Raw genomic sequence first — 16429 nt, forward strand, 5'->3', positions numbered from 1 at the left:
GATCATCCCGCCGCGGACGCCTCCGGTCCAAAGCGGCTGCGGACGGCTGTCTGGACCTCCGCCTCCTCGGCGGGATCGGCGGCCAGTCTGCGGAGCTGCTCGACCACCCGGGCGTCGGCCGTGGTGGCGTGATGGGCGGCGAGCTCGCGGGTGGTCTCCTCGCAGTCCCACAGGCACTCGACGGCGAAGCCCGCGGCGAAGGACGGGTCCGTGGCCGCCAGGGCGCGCGCGGTGCGCCCGCGGAGCTGCGAGGAGGAGGTCTCACGGTAGACGTGGCGCAGCACGGGCGCGGCGCAGCCGATCGACAGCCTCCCGGCCCCCTGGACGAGCTCCCACAGCACCGCCGCGTCGGGCCCCTCGGTCCGCACCGTGCGGCGCAGGGCGCTCAGCACGAGCGCGGAGTCGTACGCCGCGCCGCGGCAGGCCAGCATGCCCGCGGCGGCGGCGCCGAGGGCGTCGGCGCGGTGGATCCAGACGCGGGCCCGTTCCAGCGCGGCCGTGCTGCGCATGCGCTCGAAGGCGGTGACGGCGGCCTCCGCCACCAGCCCGTCGGGGTCGGCCGCGGCCGCCTCGATGAGGTCGAGGGCCTGGGGGTCGTGGTGCTCGGCGAGGTAGCGCAGCGCGGTGGCGCGCGCGGCCTCGGGGCCGGACCCGGCCGCCTGGATGATCTCCAGCCGGTCCTCCGGTCCGGCCACGGCGGTGAGGCAGCGGGTGGCGGGGACGTGGCGGAACTGGGTGGGGTGGAGGGCGAGGCCCTCCTGGGCCCAGTCCAGGACCTCGCGCACGCTCCAGCCCGGCCGGGGGCCGGTGGGGCGCAGCTGGCGCTGCCAGCGGTCGAAGGAGCCCTGTTCCTGTGCGGCCAGCACGCGGGCGGCGGTCGTGGGCGACTGCTGCTCGTCGGCCCACAGCCGCCACGGGCGGGGCTCGAAGGCGTCGCGCACGGCCGCGGCGAGCGCGGCCTCGCCCGCGGGAGTGGCCGGGAAGCGGGCGAGGACGCTCTCGCCGAGGGCGAGCAGCCCGGCGTCGTCGTCGCGCAGGGCCAGCTCGTCGAGCGCCCAGGCCCAGTTCGCCCCGGAGACGGCGTAGCGGCGCAGCAGCAGGAGCGCGTCGGTGCGGCCGTACGAGGCGAGGTGGCCGAGGACGGCGAGGGCGAGTCCGGTGCGCTCCTCGGCGGTGTCCAGCAGGTCGTCGGGGTGGAACAGATGCTGTTCGATCTCGTCGAACCCGCCGTCGAGGTCCATGTGCAGGCGCGCGTAGTAGAGCGAGCGGTTCTCGACCTGCCAGTCCCGCCTGGGGTCGTGCAGCACACAGTGGTGCAGTGCCGCGAGCGCCTCCGCCCGCGGCGCCGCGAGGGCATGCAGGGTCCCGTCGCCGCGGCCTCGCTGGAGGAGGCCGAGCAGGGTGCCGCTGGGCGCTATGTCTGGATCGAACATGGGGTCAGCATCCGGTGCGGGGAGTCGACTGGCAACGGGATTTCCGTCGTCCGGCATTCTTGCCGGTGTCCACTGGTGCTATGCCTGGTGAACAGGGGGAGCTCGAGCTCTTCCGAGCGCCCGCAGCCTACCCGGAGTGGAGCATTCCGCCGACTCGCGCCCGAAATATCCGCCTCCGCACCTCCGGCGATCCCGTACGGACCCCCACGTACCGCCCTTGACGCCCGATATCTCCATCGTCACACCCGGCAGCCTTCCGTCATGCCCACGACATGGCCGCACATATCGCCGACACCCTTCCGTTACAGGCGCGACATAACGCACATCATGCCCCTGACAACAGTCCGCCATGCCTTCGGCATATGCCTACGACACCACCAGATCGGGTGTTGCCAAACCACTTACGAGCCCTCGCTCCCTGTGCAACAGTCGTTACCGGCCCTTTCCCCGGACCCAATGGAGCCGGCCGCGCCGCGCCCGTATCGGAGTACGTCATGCCGTCCCCTCTCCACACGGATCGTTCCGCCGCTCAACCGCCCGAGCAGGACACCGTCGACGCTCTGATCTCCCGGACGCGCCAGCTCCGCGGCGACATCGAGGCCGTCCGCAGGGAGGCCACGGGCGAGGAGCTGCCGGAGGATCCCCGGCGACGCTGGCAGCGTGCCCTCTGCGAGCTCGCCGTCCACCAGCTCGACGACCTCGGCGACCACCTCGGCCAGCTCCGGGAGGGCCTGCCGGACGGCGGCCCGGCCGATCCGCGGGGCCTCGGGGAGCTCCCTCCGCCGAGAGCGGCGACCGGCGCGTGCGGGCAGGAGGCGGTCCGGGCCGGCAGCGCCGAGTGGAACCTCCTCACCGACGACGTCGCCTGGTCCGACGAGCTGTTCCAGCTCTTCGGCCGCCGCCCCGAGGACGGCGCCCCGACTCTCGACGAGCTCCCCTCCTGGGTCCTGGAGGAGGACACCGAGCTGCTGACCGCGATGGTCACCAACTGCCTGGTCGACGGCAGGCCGATCGACGGGGAGTTCCGCATCGTGCGCGGCGACGGCTCGGTGCGCACCGTGCACATGATGGGCGAGCCGACGCTCGACGAGGACGGCGCCACGGCCTCCATGTGGGCCGTGTTACGAGATGTCAGCGAGCTCCGCCGCAGCGAGCAGGCGGTGCACGAGACCCGTGACTCGCTACGGCACCACCAGCACGCCGCGCGGACCGAGCACCGCCTCGCCGTCGAGCTCCAGGAAGCCGTGCTGCCGCCGTGGCGCGGCTCCCTGCGGTTCCCCCAGAGCGGCACGGTTCCGGAGGCCGACGCGACCCCCGGCACCCTCGATCTCGCCGCGCACTATCTCCCCTCCGCCAGCAGCGCCCTGGTCGGCGGCGACTGGTTCGACGCCCTCCGACTGCCCGACGGCCGGACCCTGTTGAGCGTCGGCGGTCTCACGGGGCACGGCGTGGCCGCCACCTCCAGCATGGCCATGCTGCTGGGCGCCCTGCGCGGCATGGCCGTGACGGGCGCGGAGCCGGGCCCTCTGATGGGCTGGCTCAATCACCTCCTCGATGCCTCCGCGCAGCCCGCCCTGGGCAGCGCGGTCTGCTGCCGTTACGACCCCACGACCCTGACCTTGAGCTGGTCGCAGGCCGGTCACCCCGCCCCGCTGCTCTTCCGCGGCGGGAGCGGCAGTGCCCTGCGGCCGCCCGAGGGCATGCTGCTCGGAGCGGTGCCCGACGCCGCCTATGCCCAGGCCGAGGAGCAACTGGAGCCCGGTGATGTGCTGGTGCTGCACACCGACGGCCTGTCGCCCCGCAGCACCGAGCCGGCCGACACGGTCGCCGACAGGCTGCTGGCCCTCGCACCACGGTTCGCCGCGGCGAGAAGCGCCCAGGAGTGTGTACGGACGGTGCTGGAGGAGTTCGGCGGGAAGGAACGCGAGGACGACGCCTGCGTGCTGATCGCCCGCGTCCACGGCTGAAGCCGCGCCCCGCACAGGATCCGCCTGCGCTACGAGGTCCGCCCGCACGAGGTCCGCGGGGCGGGCGTCCGCCTCCGAGATCCCGCGAGACTGCCGGACACAACATCCGGGGCCCCGCCTACACGGCCGTGCCCTTGTCCGGCTTCCGGCCGCCCTTCCCGGGGTTCTTCGGCGCCTTGGGCATCGCCTGCTGGAGCTCCTCGCGGAGATCCTCGATCCGGGCGTAGCCCGCGTACTGCCCGGTGAGCCGGTACATCTCGCGCAGCCGGTCCCAGGTGCGGTGCGAGGAGGTCTCGCTGATCGACACCAGCGCCAGCCGGGCATAGGTGTCCGCCTGCTCCGGATCGTTGCCGATGAAGCAGGCCGACGCCATGGAGATGTAGTCGAAGATCATCGAGCGCTGATAGCCGGCCGACCGGAGCGCCAGCGCCTCCCTGGCGTGCTGCTGGGCGACACCCGCGGCGCTCGGATCGTGCTCCGCGAGCGTGCGGAAGGCCAGCGCCTGCATCCCGTGGAGGTCCGCCTCGTCGAACATCTGCATCCAGCTCGGCGGTGGCACGTCCCCCTTGTCCGACACGAACAGCTCCTCCGCCTCGCCCAGGGTCCGGCGCATGGCCTGGCCACGCCCCATGGACGCCTGGGCCCATGCCTCGATGGTGCAGAGCATGGCGCGGGTGCGGGGCAGGGTCTCGCTGCCGGAGCCGGACTTGGCGAGCTTCATCAGGTCCAGCGCGTCGTCCGGGCGTCCGAGGTGGACCATCTGACGGGCGGCCCGGGAGAGCGCCTCGCCCGCCCGCGGCCGGTCGCCGCCCTCGCGCGCCGCGTGGGCGGCGATGACGAAGTACTTCTGGGCGGTGGGCTCCAGGCCCACGTCGTGGGACATCCAGCCCGCGAGCACCGCGAGGTTCGCGGCGACGCCCCACAGCCTGCGCTGGAGGTGCTCGGGGTGGTGGTAGGAGAGCATCCCGCCCACCTCGTTGAGCTGGCCCACGACCGCCTTCCGCTGGAGGCCGCCGCCGCGGGCGGCGTCCCAGGCGCGGAAGACCTCGACCGAGTGCTCCAGCGCGTCGATCTCCGTGGAGCCCACCGGCGCCGCCTCGTAGCGGTCGAGCCCGGCGGCTTCGGCGTGCGTGGAGTCCAGGTGCAGGGGATCGGTGAAGCGGGGAGCATCGGAGGCGAGGACCGGATCGGAGTGGAGCCAGTCGTGCATGGCGCTACTGAGTGCTGAGCCTGCGGCGAGCGCTGCGCCCGCGCCCACCAAGCCGCGTCGGTTGAGCATGAGGTCCATTCCCGTGAATTCGGTGAGGACCGCGGCGGTCCGCTCGGGCGGCCAGGGGAGCCCGTCCGCGGCCTGCCCCTTACCCGCACGCCCTCGTCGGCCGAACCCGAGGTCCTCGATGGTCACGACACGGCCGAGTCGCTCGGTGAAGAGGGCTGCCAGCACACGGGGCACGGGATCGCGCGGGGATTCCCCCATGTCGATCCAACGCCGCACTCGCGAGGTGTCCGTGGCCAACTGCGGGTGGCCCATGATGGCCGCCTGCCGGTTGACCAGTCTCGCGAGTTCGCCCTTGGACCATCCGGCCAGGCCGAACAGATCCGCTAGGCGGGTGTTGGGTTCCCTCGTCACGTCAAGCCCCCAGGTTCTCGGCTGACTTGAAGGTAGCGGGCCGTCATGGGCCAAGCGAGTATTCGCCAGGGTTCGCCAGGGTCCGCCACATGGTGTGCCACCCGCGGGCGGGTGTGATGTAGGAACGCGCCACCCCGGCCACCCGACAGCCGATCGGATCGGCGGAGCATTCCCCAGGGTGTTCCTGTCCGGGAGACCGGGGGAGCGCCGTCAGTCGTCGGCACACGAAGGGATCTGTTCCGCCCATGTATGCAGCCTCGTCCTCCGTGTCCGCACCGCCCCGGCAGCTCCGTCCGCAGCACGCCGGCGGCGGGCCGTACCTCGACCCCTCCCACGCCGCGGGAGGTGCCTTCGCGGGCGGGCGGGCCCGGCGGTCCCCGGGGCTCGGCGGCCAACCGCTCAGCGGGAGAATCGACTTGTCCGGCCCCCAGGGCTCGCAGCTGCGTACGGCCATCGCCGCGGTGCACCGCATCTGCCCGGAGTTCAACCCCGTCCAGGTGCTGCGCCGCAGCGGGCGCTCGGTCCTGCTGGTCGGATCCACCGGCCGCAGTACGGCAGTGGCCAAGTGTTTACTGGACCATTCCCCGGCCTGGGCCGAGCGGTTCCACCATGAAATAGCTACATACCGGGCGTTCGTCCGGCACCGCCCCCCGGTGCGGGTGCCACGACTGATCGCCGCGGACCCGGAGAACTGCACCCTGCTGATCGAGCGGATGCCCGGCCGGCCGGCCGCCGCCCAGCGGCACCCGGCGGATTCCCCGCCCCGCGCGGATGTCCGCGCGGCGCTGGGCGCGGTCTGCCGGGTCAATCTCTGGCGGCCACCGGCCGGCCTGTTCGACATGCCGCTCGACTACGGCAAGCGGATCACCCGCTACCACGAGCTGGGTCTGCTGACCGATCGCGACCTGGGCGACCTGCAGAAGCTGCTGCACGGCCTCGCCCATGTCCAGGGGCAGTTCTGCCACGGCGACGCCCTGCTCTCCAACATCCTCCTCTCCCCCGCCGGTCCGGTCCTCGTCGACTGGGACCAGGCCGGCTGGTATCTCCCGGGGTACGACCTGGCCACCCTCTGGGCCGTCCTCGGTGATGCCCCGGGGGCGCGCCGTCAGATCAGCACCTACGCCCAGCAGGCGGGCCCGGTCTCGCGTGACGCCTTTCTGGTGAATCTCATGCTCGTACTGACCCGCGAGATCCGTACGTATGAGACAGCGGTCCAGCGCGCCATGCAGGAGCCCGCATCGGCCACGCCCGGCGCCGCCGACTCCGGTGAGGAGCAGCGGCTGCTGCTGCGTCGGCTGCACGACGACTGCGCGCTCGCCAGGCGCGCCGTACGGGCGGCGGTCGGCACCCGCTGACAGACGCCCGCCTCGCTCCACCCCGACACGCCGCGCCCTCTCCGCGCGGCGTGTCGCTCGTTCGCGGGCACACACGAACGAAGCCTCCAGGCAACCGGGCCCCCCGTACGGGCGCATCAGCATGATTGACGGATCGTCATCCAGCGGCTACCTCTGGTACGTCCGGTCCCGCACGCCCGATCGCGCACCTACCATCCCAGCTCGGTGGACGCCGTCCCGAGGAGGCCGCATTGCGAGGATCCGCCCCCGAACCCCGGAGCTCTCCGCCGAGAGCCCTACGAAGAAGCCGTCGTGGACTCCGGGCCGCCGGCGCCGTCGCGTCGGCCGCCCTGCTGCTGCCCGCGCTCTCCGGCGTCCCCACGGCGAGCGCCGGTGAACAGCCGCGCTCCGATGCCCTGCAGCAGGCGTTCACCGGAGCCGCCGCGAAGTACCACGTTCCGGTGAGCGTGCTGCTGGGCGTCTCCTACCTCCAGTCCCGCTGGGACACCCACGGCGGGGCGCCCAGTGTCACCGGCGGCTACGGCCCGATGCACCTGACCGATGCCGTCACCGCCCTGGCCGGGGCGCCGCAGCGTGGTGACGGCCCGGACGATCCGCGTGGTGACGGCGCCCGGCCGCTCGTCGGTGCCCGCTCCGTCCGCCCGGCCGTCCCGGTGCCCGGCGAGGTCCCGGCGCGGCTGCGCACCCTCGACCGGGCCGCGGCGCTCTCCGGCCTGGAACCCGAGGCGTTGCGCCGGGATCCCGCGGCCAACGTCCAGGGCGGCGCGGCGCTGTTGGCCGCCGCCCAACAGCGGCTGGGCCTGCCGCCGAGCGCGGACCCGGCGGACTGGTACGGCGCGGTGGCGAGCTATCCGGGCGCCGAGGACTCGGCGACGGCCGCCACCTTCGCCCGCGATGTCTTCGACGTGCTGCGCTCCGGTGAGCGACGCACCACCGACGCCGGTCAGCTCGTCACCCTGGCGGGGAGCCCGCATCTGACGGCCCGTACGGAGCAGGTGCGGCGGCTGGGGCTGACGGCGCCTCCGGAGAGCGGCGTGGAGTGCCCGGCCTCGGTGGCGTGCGAGTCGATCCCGGCGCCGTACCAGCAGTTGCAGGGTACCGACTACGGCAACCACGATGTCGCGGAGCGGCCCAAGTCCCCTTCGCAGAAGGTGAACTTCATCGTCATCCACGACACCGAGGGGTCGTGGGAGACCACCATCAAGCTGATCAAGGACCCCACGTACGTCTCCTGGAACTACACCGTGCGCTCGGCGGACGGGCACATCGCCCAGCACGTTCCGACGAAGGACGTGGCCTGGCACGCGGGCAACTGGTACGTGAACTCGACGTCGGTCGGGATCGAGCACGAGGGCTTCCTCGCCCAGCCGGACGCCTGGTACACGGAGGAGATGTACCGTACGTCCGCCCGGCTGGTGGGTTATCTGGCCGACAAGCTGGATGTTCCCCTGGACCGGCAGCACATCCTGGGGCACGACAACGTGCCGGGCACGACCCCGGGGACGATCAGGGGGATGCACACCGACCCCGGCCCCTTCTGGGACTGGGAGCACTACTTCGAGCTGCTGGACAGGCCCTTCCGGCCGACGGGCGGCCTGTTCGGAGGGCTGGTCACCATCCGGCCCGACTACGAGGCCAACAAGGTGCCGTACACCGGCTGCGTGGAGCCGGGCAAGCCCTGTGACCCGCACGGTTCGGGCGCGGTCCGGCTCTACTCCGCGCCGAGTGAACGGGCCCCGCTGGTGAAGGACGTCGGGCTGCACCCGGGCGGCGGGGTGTCGACGACCGACGTCAACGACCTGGGTGCCCGCGCGTCCACCGGCCAGCAGTTCGCGATCGCCGACCGCCACGGTCCGTGGACCGCGATCTGGTACCTGGGACAGAAGGCCTGGTTCCGCAACCCTTGGTGGCAGCCCACCGCGGTCAACGCCTTTGGCCGGGTGGTCACTCCGAGGCCGGGGGCGAACGAGGTCCCGGTGTACGGGCGGGCCTATCCGGAGAAGACGGCGTATCCGACGGGTGTGCCGGTGCAGGACGTGACACCGCTGCCGTACAAGCTGCTCGCGGGGCAGGCGTACGTACTGGGCGGGGTGGCGCCGAGCGCGTATCTGTGGTCGAAGACCTTCGACCCCGCGGGTCACCGGGTGATACGGGGCAAGGACATGTACTACGAGATCCAGTTCGGCCACCGGGTGGCCTTCGTCAAGGCCGCCGACGTGACCGTACGGCCGTCCAACCGCTGACGGCGCGGGACGGCGAAGAGCCCGGTACGGGGTTCCGTACCGGGCTCCTGTGTGCTGACGGGGCGTCCGACGGGGTCAGACCTGCTGGAACATCTCCGCGGGCAGCGGCTTGAGCAGCTGGTAGAGCTCGTCGGTGATGGGGCGGTCCCAGCTGGCGATGGTGACGAGGACGCCGTCGCTGCGGTCGAACTGGGTGCAGGAGATGCGGCCTTCGGAGCACTTCAGGCGCCGCACGATCAGGAGGTTGTCCTCGTGCATGACCGGGATGTCCTCGGTCTCCAGCACGTGCACCGGCTCGTCGTTGCCGAGGGCCACCAGCAGCTGCGCCACCTCGAAGGGCACCTGGCCCTCGCCGAGCTCCCGGGCGGGGGAACCCTCGGGCAGATTGCCGATGATCATCGCCGGGCCGCGCCCGCCGAAGAGGTCGTAGCGGAGGAAGACGCCCTGACAGCTGCCATCGGGCGCGGGCAGCAGACCGGCTCCGAGATCGCCGGGCCAGTCACCCGGGTCCATGGCGAGGACGTCGAAGTCCGGCCCGGTGGGCGTGGCGGCGCTGCGGCGGCGGAGGAACGACATGCCCTCATGGTACGTGCCGCGGGCCGTGCCGCGTGTCGTGGACCCCCGGTGGTGACCCTGGGAAGACCCCCGGTCCCCCGACCGCGCTCCGCGCGGTGTCCTCAATCGCCGGACGGGCTGAATTGCGCGGCAAGTGGTTCCGGGCCTACGGGCCTGCGGACTCAGCGCCACGGTCCGCGAAACCAGCCCGTCCGGCGATTGAGGACGCTCCCCCAGACTTCGTCCGGGGGGACCCCCAGCAGGGCGCTCCCGCCGCTGGGGGCACCTCCCGGACGGAGCCCTACCTCAACCCGTCCAAATGACGCCGCAGCACCCGCAGAAGAACATCCGCCGCCAGCCGCTGGGGCTCGAGCACCGCCTGCAGCGTGAGCCCGTCGACGAGGGCCGCGAGCCGCAGGCTCTCCAGCTCGACGTCGAGATCGGCCCGCAGGGTGCCGGACTCCTGCCCGCCGCGGACGACGCGGTCCAGGAGGACGAGCATGTTCGCCTGCGTCTCGACGGCCCGCGGCCGGAGTCCGGGCCGGGTGCGGGCCGCGGTGGTGAAGGCGATCCACAGCGCCGCCTCCTCGCGGCGCGCCTCGTCGAGCGGCAGGAACTCGGTGAGCAGTTCCTCGGCCGGGCCGCGGCGGTCGGCCGGCGCCGCGGCGAGGATGCGGTCCGCGTGGGCCCGGACGCGCCGCTCGACACGGTCGGCGAGCTCCCCCATGGCGAAGATGACCATCTCGTCGTGGTCGGTGAAGTAGTGGCGGACGGACCCGATGGCGAGCCCGGCCTCGTCGGCGACGTTGCGCAGCGAGGCGGCGTCCAGGCCGTCCCTGCCCACGACGCGGAGCACGGCCTCCGCCACGGCGCGGCGGCGGGCCCCGGGGTCGACGATCTTCGGCATGCTGGCCTTTATAGCACGGTCAAGCTAATATCTTTTTGGCACACACAAGCTAAAAAGACGGGGGCGGGAAGTGAACGGCTGGCTGCTCGGGGGGATCATCGCCGTGGTGGCGATCGGCGTGGTGATCAAGCGACTGCGGGGGGAGCCCCTCAACGCCCGCGACCTCCTGATACCCCCGGTCGTCCTGACCGGCATCGGCGTCATATCCCTGACCAAGGCCCACGGGCTGACAGGGACGGACTTCGTCTGGGCGGGCGCGGGCGCCGTCCTGGGTGTGGCGTTCGGGGCGCTCCGCGGCTCCGCGATCGCCGTGTTCGAGAAGGAGGGGGTGCTGTGGCAGCGCTACACCGCACGGACCTTCCTCGTCCTCGTGGTCTCGTTCCTGGTCATGGCCGGATTCGGGCTGCTCGCCGCCAAGGCGGGGATGCACAAGGAGGCGCGGCCGACCCAATTGAGCATCGGCGTCAGCTTCCTCGGCGAGGCGCTGGCGGTCGGTCTGCGCGGGCTGCTGAGCGGGGTGCCGTTCGCACCGGAGCGCAAACGCACGTGATCGCGCCCCCCCCCACAAGCCACACCCGGACACAAAAGCCCGCCCGGACGTGGCTTGTGGGGGCGCCGTCCGGGCGGGCTGACGGCCGAAGACCCGCCGCGCGCAGCACGCTACCAGGCATATGCGGACTGTTCCGCCGCCATCGCTCAAATGCATTCCATTAGCGGAGGTTTTGCCTGGAACAGCGGCGACACTCCCGGCATTTCCGGACCGACGGCCTGATGGCGCAAATGAGTGAATGTCCGAAACCTCTGCAAATGAGGTCGAGTTACTCAGGACACTTCCCGAGAAGGCGCAATCGAAAGGCACGGACGTGCTCAAGAAGGTTCTCGCCACAGCCGCTCTGACGGCTTCAGCGGTCGGCACCGTCGCCGCCCCCGCGATGGCGATCGGCAACGACGGCGACGTCTGGAACGGCAACGCTTCCAAGACCGGTTACGGCAACACCAAGACCGGCGGTGAGCAGAGCCCGCAGATGAGCCTGATCCAGGGCACGCTCAACAAGCCGTGTCTCGGTATCGGCAAGATCGGCCTCCAGTCGCTCATCGCACTGATCAACGTCGGTGTCCAGGACGTTCCGATCCTCACCCAGCAGAACCAGCAGCAGTGCACCGACAACTCGACGATCAACGATGGCGACGCGCAGCTGTCGCACATCCTCGACGAGATCCCGATCCTGTCGGGCAACGGTTCGGGCAACGGCCGCTGACAGCGGCGACCGCTCGACCGAGATCCCCCTTCCCCGGGCGCGAAGGCCCCGGGGAAGGGGGATTTCCCTTGTGCCCACTGGGGCAGGGATGGGCCTGTGTCCCCCTTTGCCCGGCCCGCCGGACGGCCCCGGCCCGTTTGTTACAGCGTCGTATACGATGGGCAACGTGACCATGCTCGTGAAACGCCGCCACGTGGACCTCCTCCGCGTCACGAGCATGTCCTGTCGCCGTTACGGCTGACCTTCCTCCCGCCCAGCCCGCTTTACCGGGCCGTGGCCTGCTTTCTTTCTTCCTGCCGCTTCCCGGTCCCCCCGCCTGCCCTGTCCGCGTACTCCGCGGCGGCCGCGCGGCCGTCCGGCGTACCGCCGTACGTACCGGGCCTTCACGCAAGTGGATGTCCTCATGAGCAACAAGCTTCCCGTCATCGACCTCTCCGCCGCCTCGGGCGACGCCGCCGACCGCGCCGTCTTCCACGAGACGCTGCACGCCGCCGCCCGCGACGTGGGCTTCTTCCACCTGACCGGGCATGGGATCACCGAGTCCGAGACCGCCGAACTGATGCGCACGCTGCGGGCGTTCTTCGCCCTCCCCGAGGAGGAGCGGCTGGCCGTCAGCAACCTCAACTCGCCCCATTTCCGCGGCTACACCCGGATCGGTGACGAGCGGACCGGCGGCAGCCAGGACTGGCGGGACCAGATCGACATAGGCGCCGAGCGCGCGCCCCGCATACCCACCGGGGACGAGCCCGGCTACTGGTGGCTGGAAGGGCCGAACCAGTGGCCCGCCGCCCTGCCCGAGCTGCGGACCGCCGCCCTGCACTGGATCGACCGGCTGAGCTCGGTCGCCGAGCGGCTGCTGCACGAGCTGCTGGCCGCGATCGGCGCCCCGCCCGCCTTCTACGACGAGGCCTTCGCCGAGCGCCCCCACCTGCACCTGAAGCTCGTCCGCTACCCCGGCAGCGCGCCCGATGGCGCGGCGCAGGGCGTCGGCGCGCACAAGGACTACGGCTTCCTGACCCTGCTGCTCCAGGACGAGGTCGGGGGGCTCCAAGTGGAGGGCGCCGACGGGGTGTTCCGCGATGTGCCGCCCATGCCGGGGGCGTTCGTGATCAACCTCGGCGAGCTGCTGGAGGTGGCGACCAACGGCTACCTCAAGGCGACCAACCACCGTGTGGTGAGCCCGCCCGGGAACCGGGAGCGCTACTCCGTGCCGTTCTTCTACAACCCGCGGCTGGACGCGCGGATCGAGCCCGTGCCGTTCCCGTACGCGGACCGGGCGCCCGGGGTCACACAGGACTCCGCCAATCCGTTGTACGCGGAGTACGGGCGCAATGAGATCAAGGGGTGGCTGCGGGCGCATCCCGGGGTGGCGCGGCGCTTCCACGCCGGGCTCCTGGCGGAGGGCTCGCCGGTGGGGTGACCGTTCCCTTCCACTTCGGCCGCGGGCCGTTTGCCGCCTGCGGCGGGAGCGCCTTCGGGCGCGTCCTCAAACTCCCCCAGCTAACGCCGGGAGGTGCCCCCAGGACGGGCTGGATCGGGCACCCCGTCCAGCCCGTCCGGCGTTACGGGAACGGCCGGGGGCGGGGGTGGTCGAAGCGGCCGATTCGGGCGCTGCGGACGAAGGCTCGCCATTCCATCGGGGTGAAGACCACGGCCGGGCCGCCCGGCGCCCGGCCGCGCCGCATGGCGATGAAGCCCTCGACGAAAGCGATCTGGACGTCGCCGATACCGCGACTGCCCGGCTGCCACGCGGCGTTGGCGAGGTCGAGCTCCGGCCTGACAGCGTGTTCCGGTCGTTCCCTCGTGCTCTTCGCCACGTCCGTGGCTCCTCCCGGTCGTCGTCGCGGCCCACCCTAGCGAGCACGGCGGGCGCCGGACAGGCCGCGCCCGGCCTCAGCCGTCGGGCGGCTCGCTCCCCACCAGCCACATGGCGAAGAACTGCGCTCCCCCGCCGTACGCGTGGCCGAGGGCCTTGCGGGCGCCGTCGACCTGGTGCTCGCCCGCCCGGCCGCGCACCTGGAGGGCGGCCTCGGCGAAGCGCAGCATGCCGGAGGCGCCGATGGGGTTGGTGGAGAGCACCCCGCCGGAGGGGTTCACCGGAAGGTCGCCGTCGAGTCCGGTGGCGCCGGAGGCGGTGAGCTTCCAGCCCTCCCCCTCGGCCGCGAAGCCGAGGTTCTCCAGCCACATCGGCTCGTACCAGCTGAAGGGGACGTACAGTTCGGCCACGTCGATCTCGCGGCGCGGGTCGGTGATGCCCGCCCGGCGGTAGACGGCCGCGGCGCAGTCGCGGCCCGCGCGGGGCGAGACGAAGTCCTTGCCCGGGAAGAGGGTGGGTTCGCTGCGCATGGCGCCGCCGTGCATCCAGGCGGGCGGGTACGGGGCGCGGGCCGCGCCGCCACGGCCGGTGAGGACCAGCGCGCAGGCGCCGTCGGAGGACGGGCAGGTCTCGGAGTAGCGGATCGGGTCCCACAGCATGGGCGACGCCTGTACCCGTTCCAGGGTGATGTCGTGTTCGTGGAGGTGGGCGCAGGGGTTCTTGAGGGCGTTGCGGCGGTCCTTGTAGGCGACGAGCGCGCCGACGGACCCGGGGGCCCCGGTACGCCTCATGTAGGCCCGTACGTGCGGGGCGAAGAAGCCGCCCGCGCCGGCCAGCAGGGGCTGCTGGAAGGGGACGGGCAGGGACAGGCCCCACATGGCGTTCGACTCGGACTGCTTCTCGAACGCGACGGCCAGGACGGTCCGTTGGACGCGGGAGGCGATGAGGTTGGCGGCGACGAGGGCGGTGGAGCCGCCGACCGATCCGGCGGTGTGCACGCGCATGAGGGGTTTGCCGACGGCGCCGAGCGCGTCGGCGAGGTAGAGCTCGGGCATCATCACGCCCTCGAAGAAGTCGGGCGCCTTGCCGAGGACGACGGCGTCGATGTCGGCCCAGGTCAGTTCGGCGTCGGCGAGGGCGCGCAGGGCGGCCTCGCGGACGAGCCCGGCGAGCGACACGTCCTTGCGGGCGGCCGCGTGCTTCGTCTGCCCGATGCCGACGACGGCCACGGGTTCGCCGGTCATCGGCCCTCCCCTTCGAGCACGCCGACGAGGTTCTGCTGGAGGCAGGGTCCGGAGGTCGCGTGGGCGAGCGCCCGGTGGGACTCGCCGCGGTGGATGCGGGCGGCGGCCTCGCCGAAGCGGATCAGGCCCGTCGCCATGACCGGGTTCGCGGCCAGGGCGCCGCCGGAGGGGTTGACCGTCACGTCGTCGCCGAGGCGGAGGGCCTTGCGCAGGATCACTTCCTGCGCGGTGAAGGGCGCGTGGATCTCCGCGGTGTCGACGGATGCGTCGAAGGCTCCGGCGTGTTCGGCGGCGAGCCGGGCGGAGGGCGCGTCGGTGAGGTCGCGCAGGCCGAGGCCCTGGGGGTCGATCCGGTGGTCGAGACCGCGGATCCAGGCGGGCCGTTCGCACATGCGGCGGGCGGTGTCCCCGGCGGCGAGGACGACCGCGGCGGCGCCGTCGCCGACGGGCGGGCAGTCGCCGGTGCGCAGGGGGCCCACGCGGCGGCCGCCCATCGGGACGGGGCCGCGGAGCTGGGCGTACGGGTTGGCGCGGGCGGCGGTGCGGTTGCGGTCGGCGATGGCGGCGAGTGCCTGTTCGTCGGACTCGCCCGCGTCGATGAGGGCCTGTGCCTGGAGTGCGGCGAGGGCGGTGGGGTCCGGCCAGAGCGGGGCGGCGCAGTAGGGGTCGAGCTGCCGGGTGAGGACGGCGTCGAGGTCGCCCGCGGAGGACTTGCCGCAGGCGTGGACGAGGGCGGTGTCGGCGCCGCCGGTGAGGAGTTCGACCCATGCCTCGTACAGCGCCCAGGCGCCGTCCGTCTCCACGTGGGACTCCGCCACGGGCGGCCAGGCGCCGACCGCGTCGAGGGTCATGGTGAAGGAGAAGGGGCGGCCGGCGAGGTAGTCGCTCGAACCGGAGCAGGTGAAGCCGGCCTCTCCCGGGGCGAGTCCGGTCCGGTCGAGCACCTCGCGCAGGACGGGCAGGAGCATCTCGGTCTCGGACACGTCCTCCGAGGAGCGCCGGTGGGTGGTCTGGGCGAAGGCGACGATCGCCACATCGCGGGGGCAGCGCATCAGAGCAGCTCCCTGTACGTGTCGTAGGCGGCGTCGGGTTCGCCGGTCGGCCGGTAGTGGTCGGGGTGGCGGGCGCCCTCGGTCCATACGGGCTCGACGCGCAGGCCCATGCGCACCTGGTCGTACGGGAGGCCGGCGACGCGCCCGTGGAGGGCGAGGTCGGCGCCGTCGAGGGCGATGTGGGCGTAGACGTACGGGACGTCGATCGCGGCGTTCCTGGCCTTGATGTTGACGACGCAGAAGGTGGTGACGGTGCCGCGCGGGCCGACCTCGACCTCTTCCTCGGTGGCGACGCCGCAGGCCGGGCAGGCGCCGCGGGGCGGTACGCAGACGCGGCGGCAGACCGGGCAGCGTTCGCCGGTGATGCGGTGCCGGGCGAGCGCGGCCAGATGGCGGCTCTGGGCACGGCCGGGGGCGTAGGTGTAGTCGAGGCGGGCGGGGGTGGTGATGCCGGTGACGGGGTCGTCGAACTCCCCTGTGTGCGGCGTCGTATGCGATGTCGTGTGCGGTGTCGCGCGGTCCCGTTCGTCGCCCGCGTACGGTTCGAAGCAGGCGATGTCGGTGATCGCTCCGGTGCGGTCGGGGGCCCAGCGGACGCGGACGCGCATGCCGGTGCGTACGGCGTCGGGGCCGGGGGCGTCGAGGGCGTGGAGCAGGGCGGTGTCGGCCCCGTCGAGGCGGACGAGGACCCAGGCGAAGGGGGTGGGCAGGGGCTGTCGCGGGCCGGGGGCGGGGTTCCAGGCCCAGGTGGTGACGGTGCCGGTGGCGGCGACCTCGACGAGTTCGCGGATCTCGGCGGCGGTGAACGGGTCGTATTCGACGGGCGGGACGAGGACGCGTCCGTCGGTGGCGCGGACGCCGAGGACGACGCGTTCGCGCAGTCCGGTGAGGAAGGCGCTCTGGACGGGTCCGAGGGAGCGGGTGAAGGGGAATTCGACGACGAGGGGGGCGGTGAGGATCTCGGACAT

General features: G+C 72.5%; 15 protein-coding genes. 7 read left to right on the forward strand and 8 right to left on the reverse strand.

Annotated features, from left to right (window positions below):
- Positions 1-2 precede the first annotated feature (2 nt).
- Positions 3-1433 carry a HEAT repeat domain-containing protein gene (locus ACWD4A_RS04030; RefSeq protein ID WP_451189195.1) on the reverse strand — a complete coding sequence of 477 codons (1431 nt, stop codon included), beginning with the start codon at positions 1431-1433 and terminating at the stop codon, positions 3-5.
- 494 nt (positions 1434-1927) lie between these two features.
- On the opposite strand from ACWD4A_RS04030, the gene ACWD4A_RS04035 reads away from it, so the two are divergent.
- Positions 1928-3400, forward strand: a complete 1473-nt coding sequence (locus tag ACWD4A_RS04035; RefSeq protein WP_451189197.1) for a PP2C family protein-serine/threonine phosphatase — start codon at positions 1928-1930, stop codon at positions 3398-3400.
- A gap of 118 nt (positions 3401-3518) precedes the next feature.
- Here the strand turns inward: ACWD4A_RS04035 and ACWD4A_RS04040 are convergent, their stop codons facing one another.
- Positions 3519-5030 (reverse strand): DNA-binding protein NsdB, encoded by a 1512-nt coding sequence (locus ACWD4A_RS04040; protein ID WP_451189199.1) that lies wholly within the window; start codon positions 5028-5030, stop codon positions 3519-3521.
- A 245-nt stretch (positions 5031-5275) separates the two neighbouring features.
- Here ACWD4A_RS04040 and ACWD4A_RS04045 point away from each other — a divergent pair, with 245 nt between their 5' ends.
- On the forward strand, positions 5276-6385 hold the full coding sequence (locus tag ACWD4A_RS04045) for an aminoglycoside phosphotransferase family protein (RefSeq protein WP_451189202.1): 1110 nt from the start codon (positions 5276-5278) through the stop codon (positions 6383-6385).
- Positions 6386-6615: 230 nt separating this feature from the next.
- Entirely contained in the window at positions 6616-8628 is a 2013-nt protein-coding gene (locus ACWD4A_RS04050) for an N-acetylmuramoyl-L-alanine amidase (RefSeq protein ID WP_451189205.1), read from the forward strand.
- Between the two features lie 75 nt (positions 8629-8703).
- Here ACWD4A_RS04050 and ACWD4A_RS04055 read toward each other — a convergent pair whose 3' ends face one another.
- Positions 8704-9204: a hypothetical protein gene (locus ACWD4A_RS04055; RefSeq protein ID WP_451189208.1), complete on the reverse strand. Its 501-nt coding sequence runs from the start codon at positions 9202-9204 to the stop codon at positions 8704-8706.
- 280 nt (positions 9205-9484) lie between these two features.
- Positions 9485-10090, reverse strand: a complete 606-nt coding sequence (locus ACWD4A_RS04060; protein WP_451189210.1) for a TetR/AcrR family transcriptional regulator — start codon at positions 10088-10090, stop codon at positions 9485-9487.
- A 70-nt stretch (positions 10091-10160) separates the two neighbouring features.
- On the opposite strand from ACWD4A_RS04060, the gene ACWD4A_RS04065 reads away from it, so the two are divergent.
- The 4 genes from ACWD4A_RS04065 to ACWD4A_RS04080 all read left to right on the forward strand — a co-directional run bounded on the left by ACWD4A_RS04065 (position 10161) and on the right by ACWD4A_RS04080 (position 12769).
- Entirely contained in the window at positions 10161-10640 is a 480-nt protein-coding gene (locus tag ACWD4A_RS04065; protein WP_451189213.1) for a DUF1453 domain-containing protein, read from the forward strand.
- 313 nt (positions 10641-10953) lie between these two features.
- Positions 10954-11349, forward strand: coding sequence for a rodlin (locus ACWD4A_RS04070; RefSeq protein ID WP_451189349.1), 396 nt, complete (start codon positions 10954-10956; stop codon positions 11347-11349).
- Between the two features lie 157 nt (positions 11350-11506).
- Entirely contained in the window at positions 11507-11590 is an 84-nt protein-coding gene (locus ACWD4A_RS04075; RefSeq protein WP_451189352.1) for a putative leader peptide, read from the forward strand.
- Between the two features lie 162 nt (positions 11591-11752).
- Positions 11753-12769, forward strand: coding sequence for an isopenicillin N synthase family dioxygenase (locus ACWD4A_RS04080; protein WP_451189216.1), 1017 nt, complete (start codon positions 11753-11755; stop codon positions 12767-12769).
- A gap of 142 nt (positions 12770-12911) precedes the next feature.
- On the opposite strand, the gene ACWD4A_RS04085 is transcribed toward ACWD4A_RS04080, so the two are convergent.
- The 4 genes from ACWD4A_RS04085 to ACWD4A_RS04100 all read right to left on the reverse strand — a co-directional run bounded on the left by ACWD4A_RS04085 (position 12912) and on the right by ACWD4A_RS04100 (position 16429).
- Positions 12912-13166, reverse strand: a complete 255-nt coding sequence (locus ACWD4A_RS04085; RefSeq protein WP_451189219.1) for a DUF397 domain-containing protein — start codon at positions 13164-13166, stop codon at positions 12912-12914.
- 76 nt (positions 13167-13242) lie between these two features.
- On the reverse strand, positions 13243-14409 hold the full coding sequence (locus ACWD4A_RS04090) for a thiolase domain-containing protein (protein ID WP_451189222.1): 1167 nt from the start codon (positions 14407-14409) through the stop codon (positions 13243-13245).
- A complete protein-coding gene (locus ACWD4A_RS04095) occupies positions 14406-15461 on the reverse strand; it encodes a lipid-transfer protein (protein ID WP_451189225.1) in 1056 nt (351 codons plus the stop codon). The genes ACWD4A_RS04090 and ACWD4A_RS04095 overlap by 4 nt, the downstream gene beginning before the upstream one ends.
- Positions 15461-16429 carry a Zn-ribbon domain-containing OB-fold protein gene (locus ACWD4A_RS04100; protein WP_451189228.1) on the reverse strand — a complete coding sequence of 323 codons (969 nt, stop codon included), beginning with the start codon at positions 16427-16429 and terminating at the stop codon, positions 15461-15463. The genes ACWD4A_RS04095 and ACWD4A_RS04100 overlap by 1 nt, the downstream gene beginning before the upstream one ends.

Source organism: Streptomyces sp. NPDC002537, assembly GCF_053594975.1.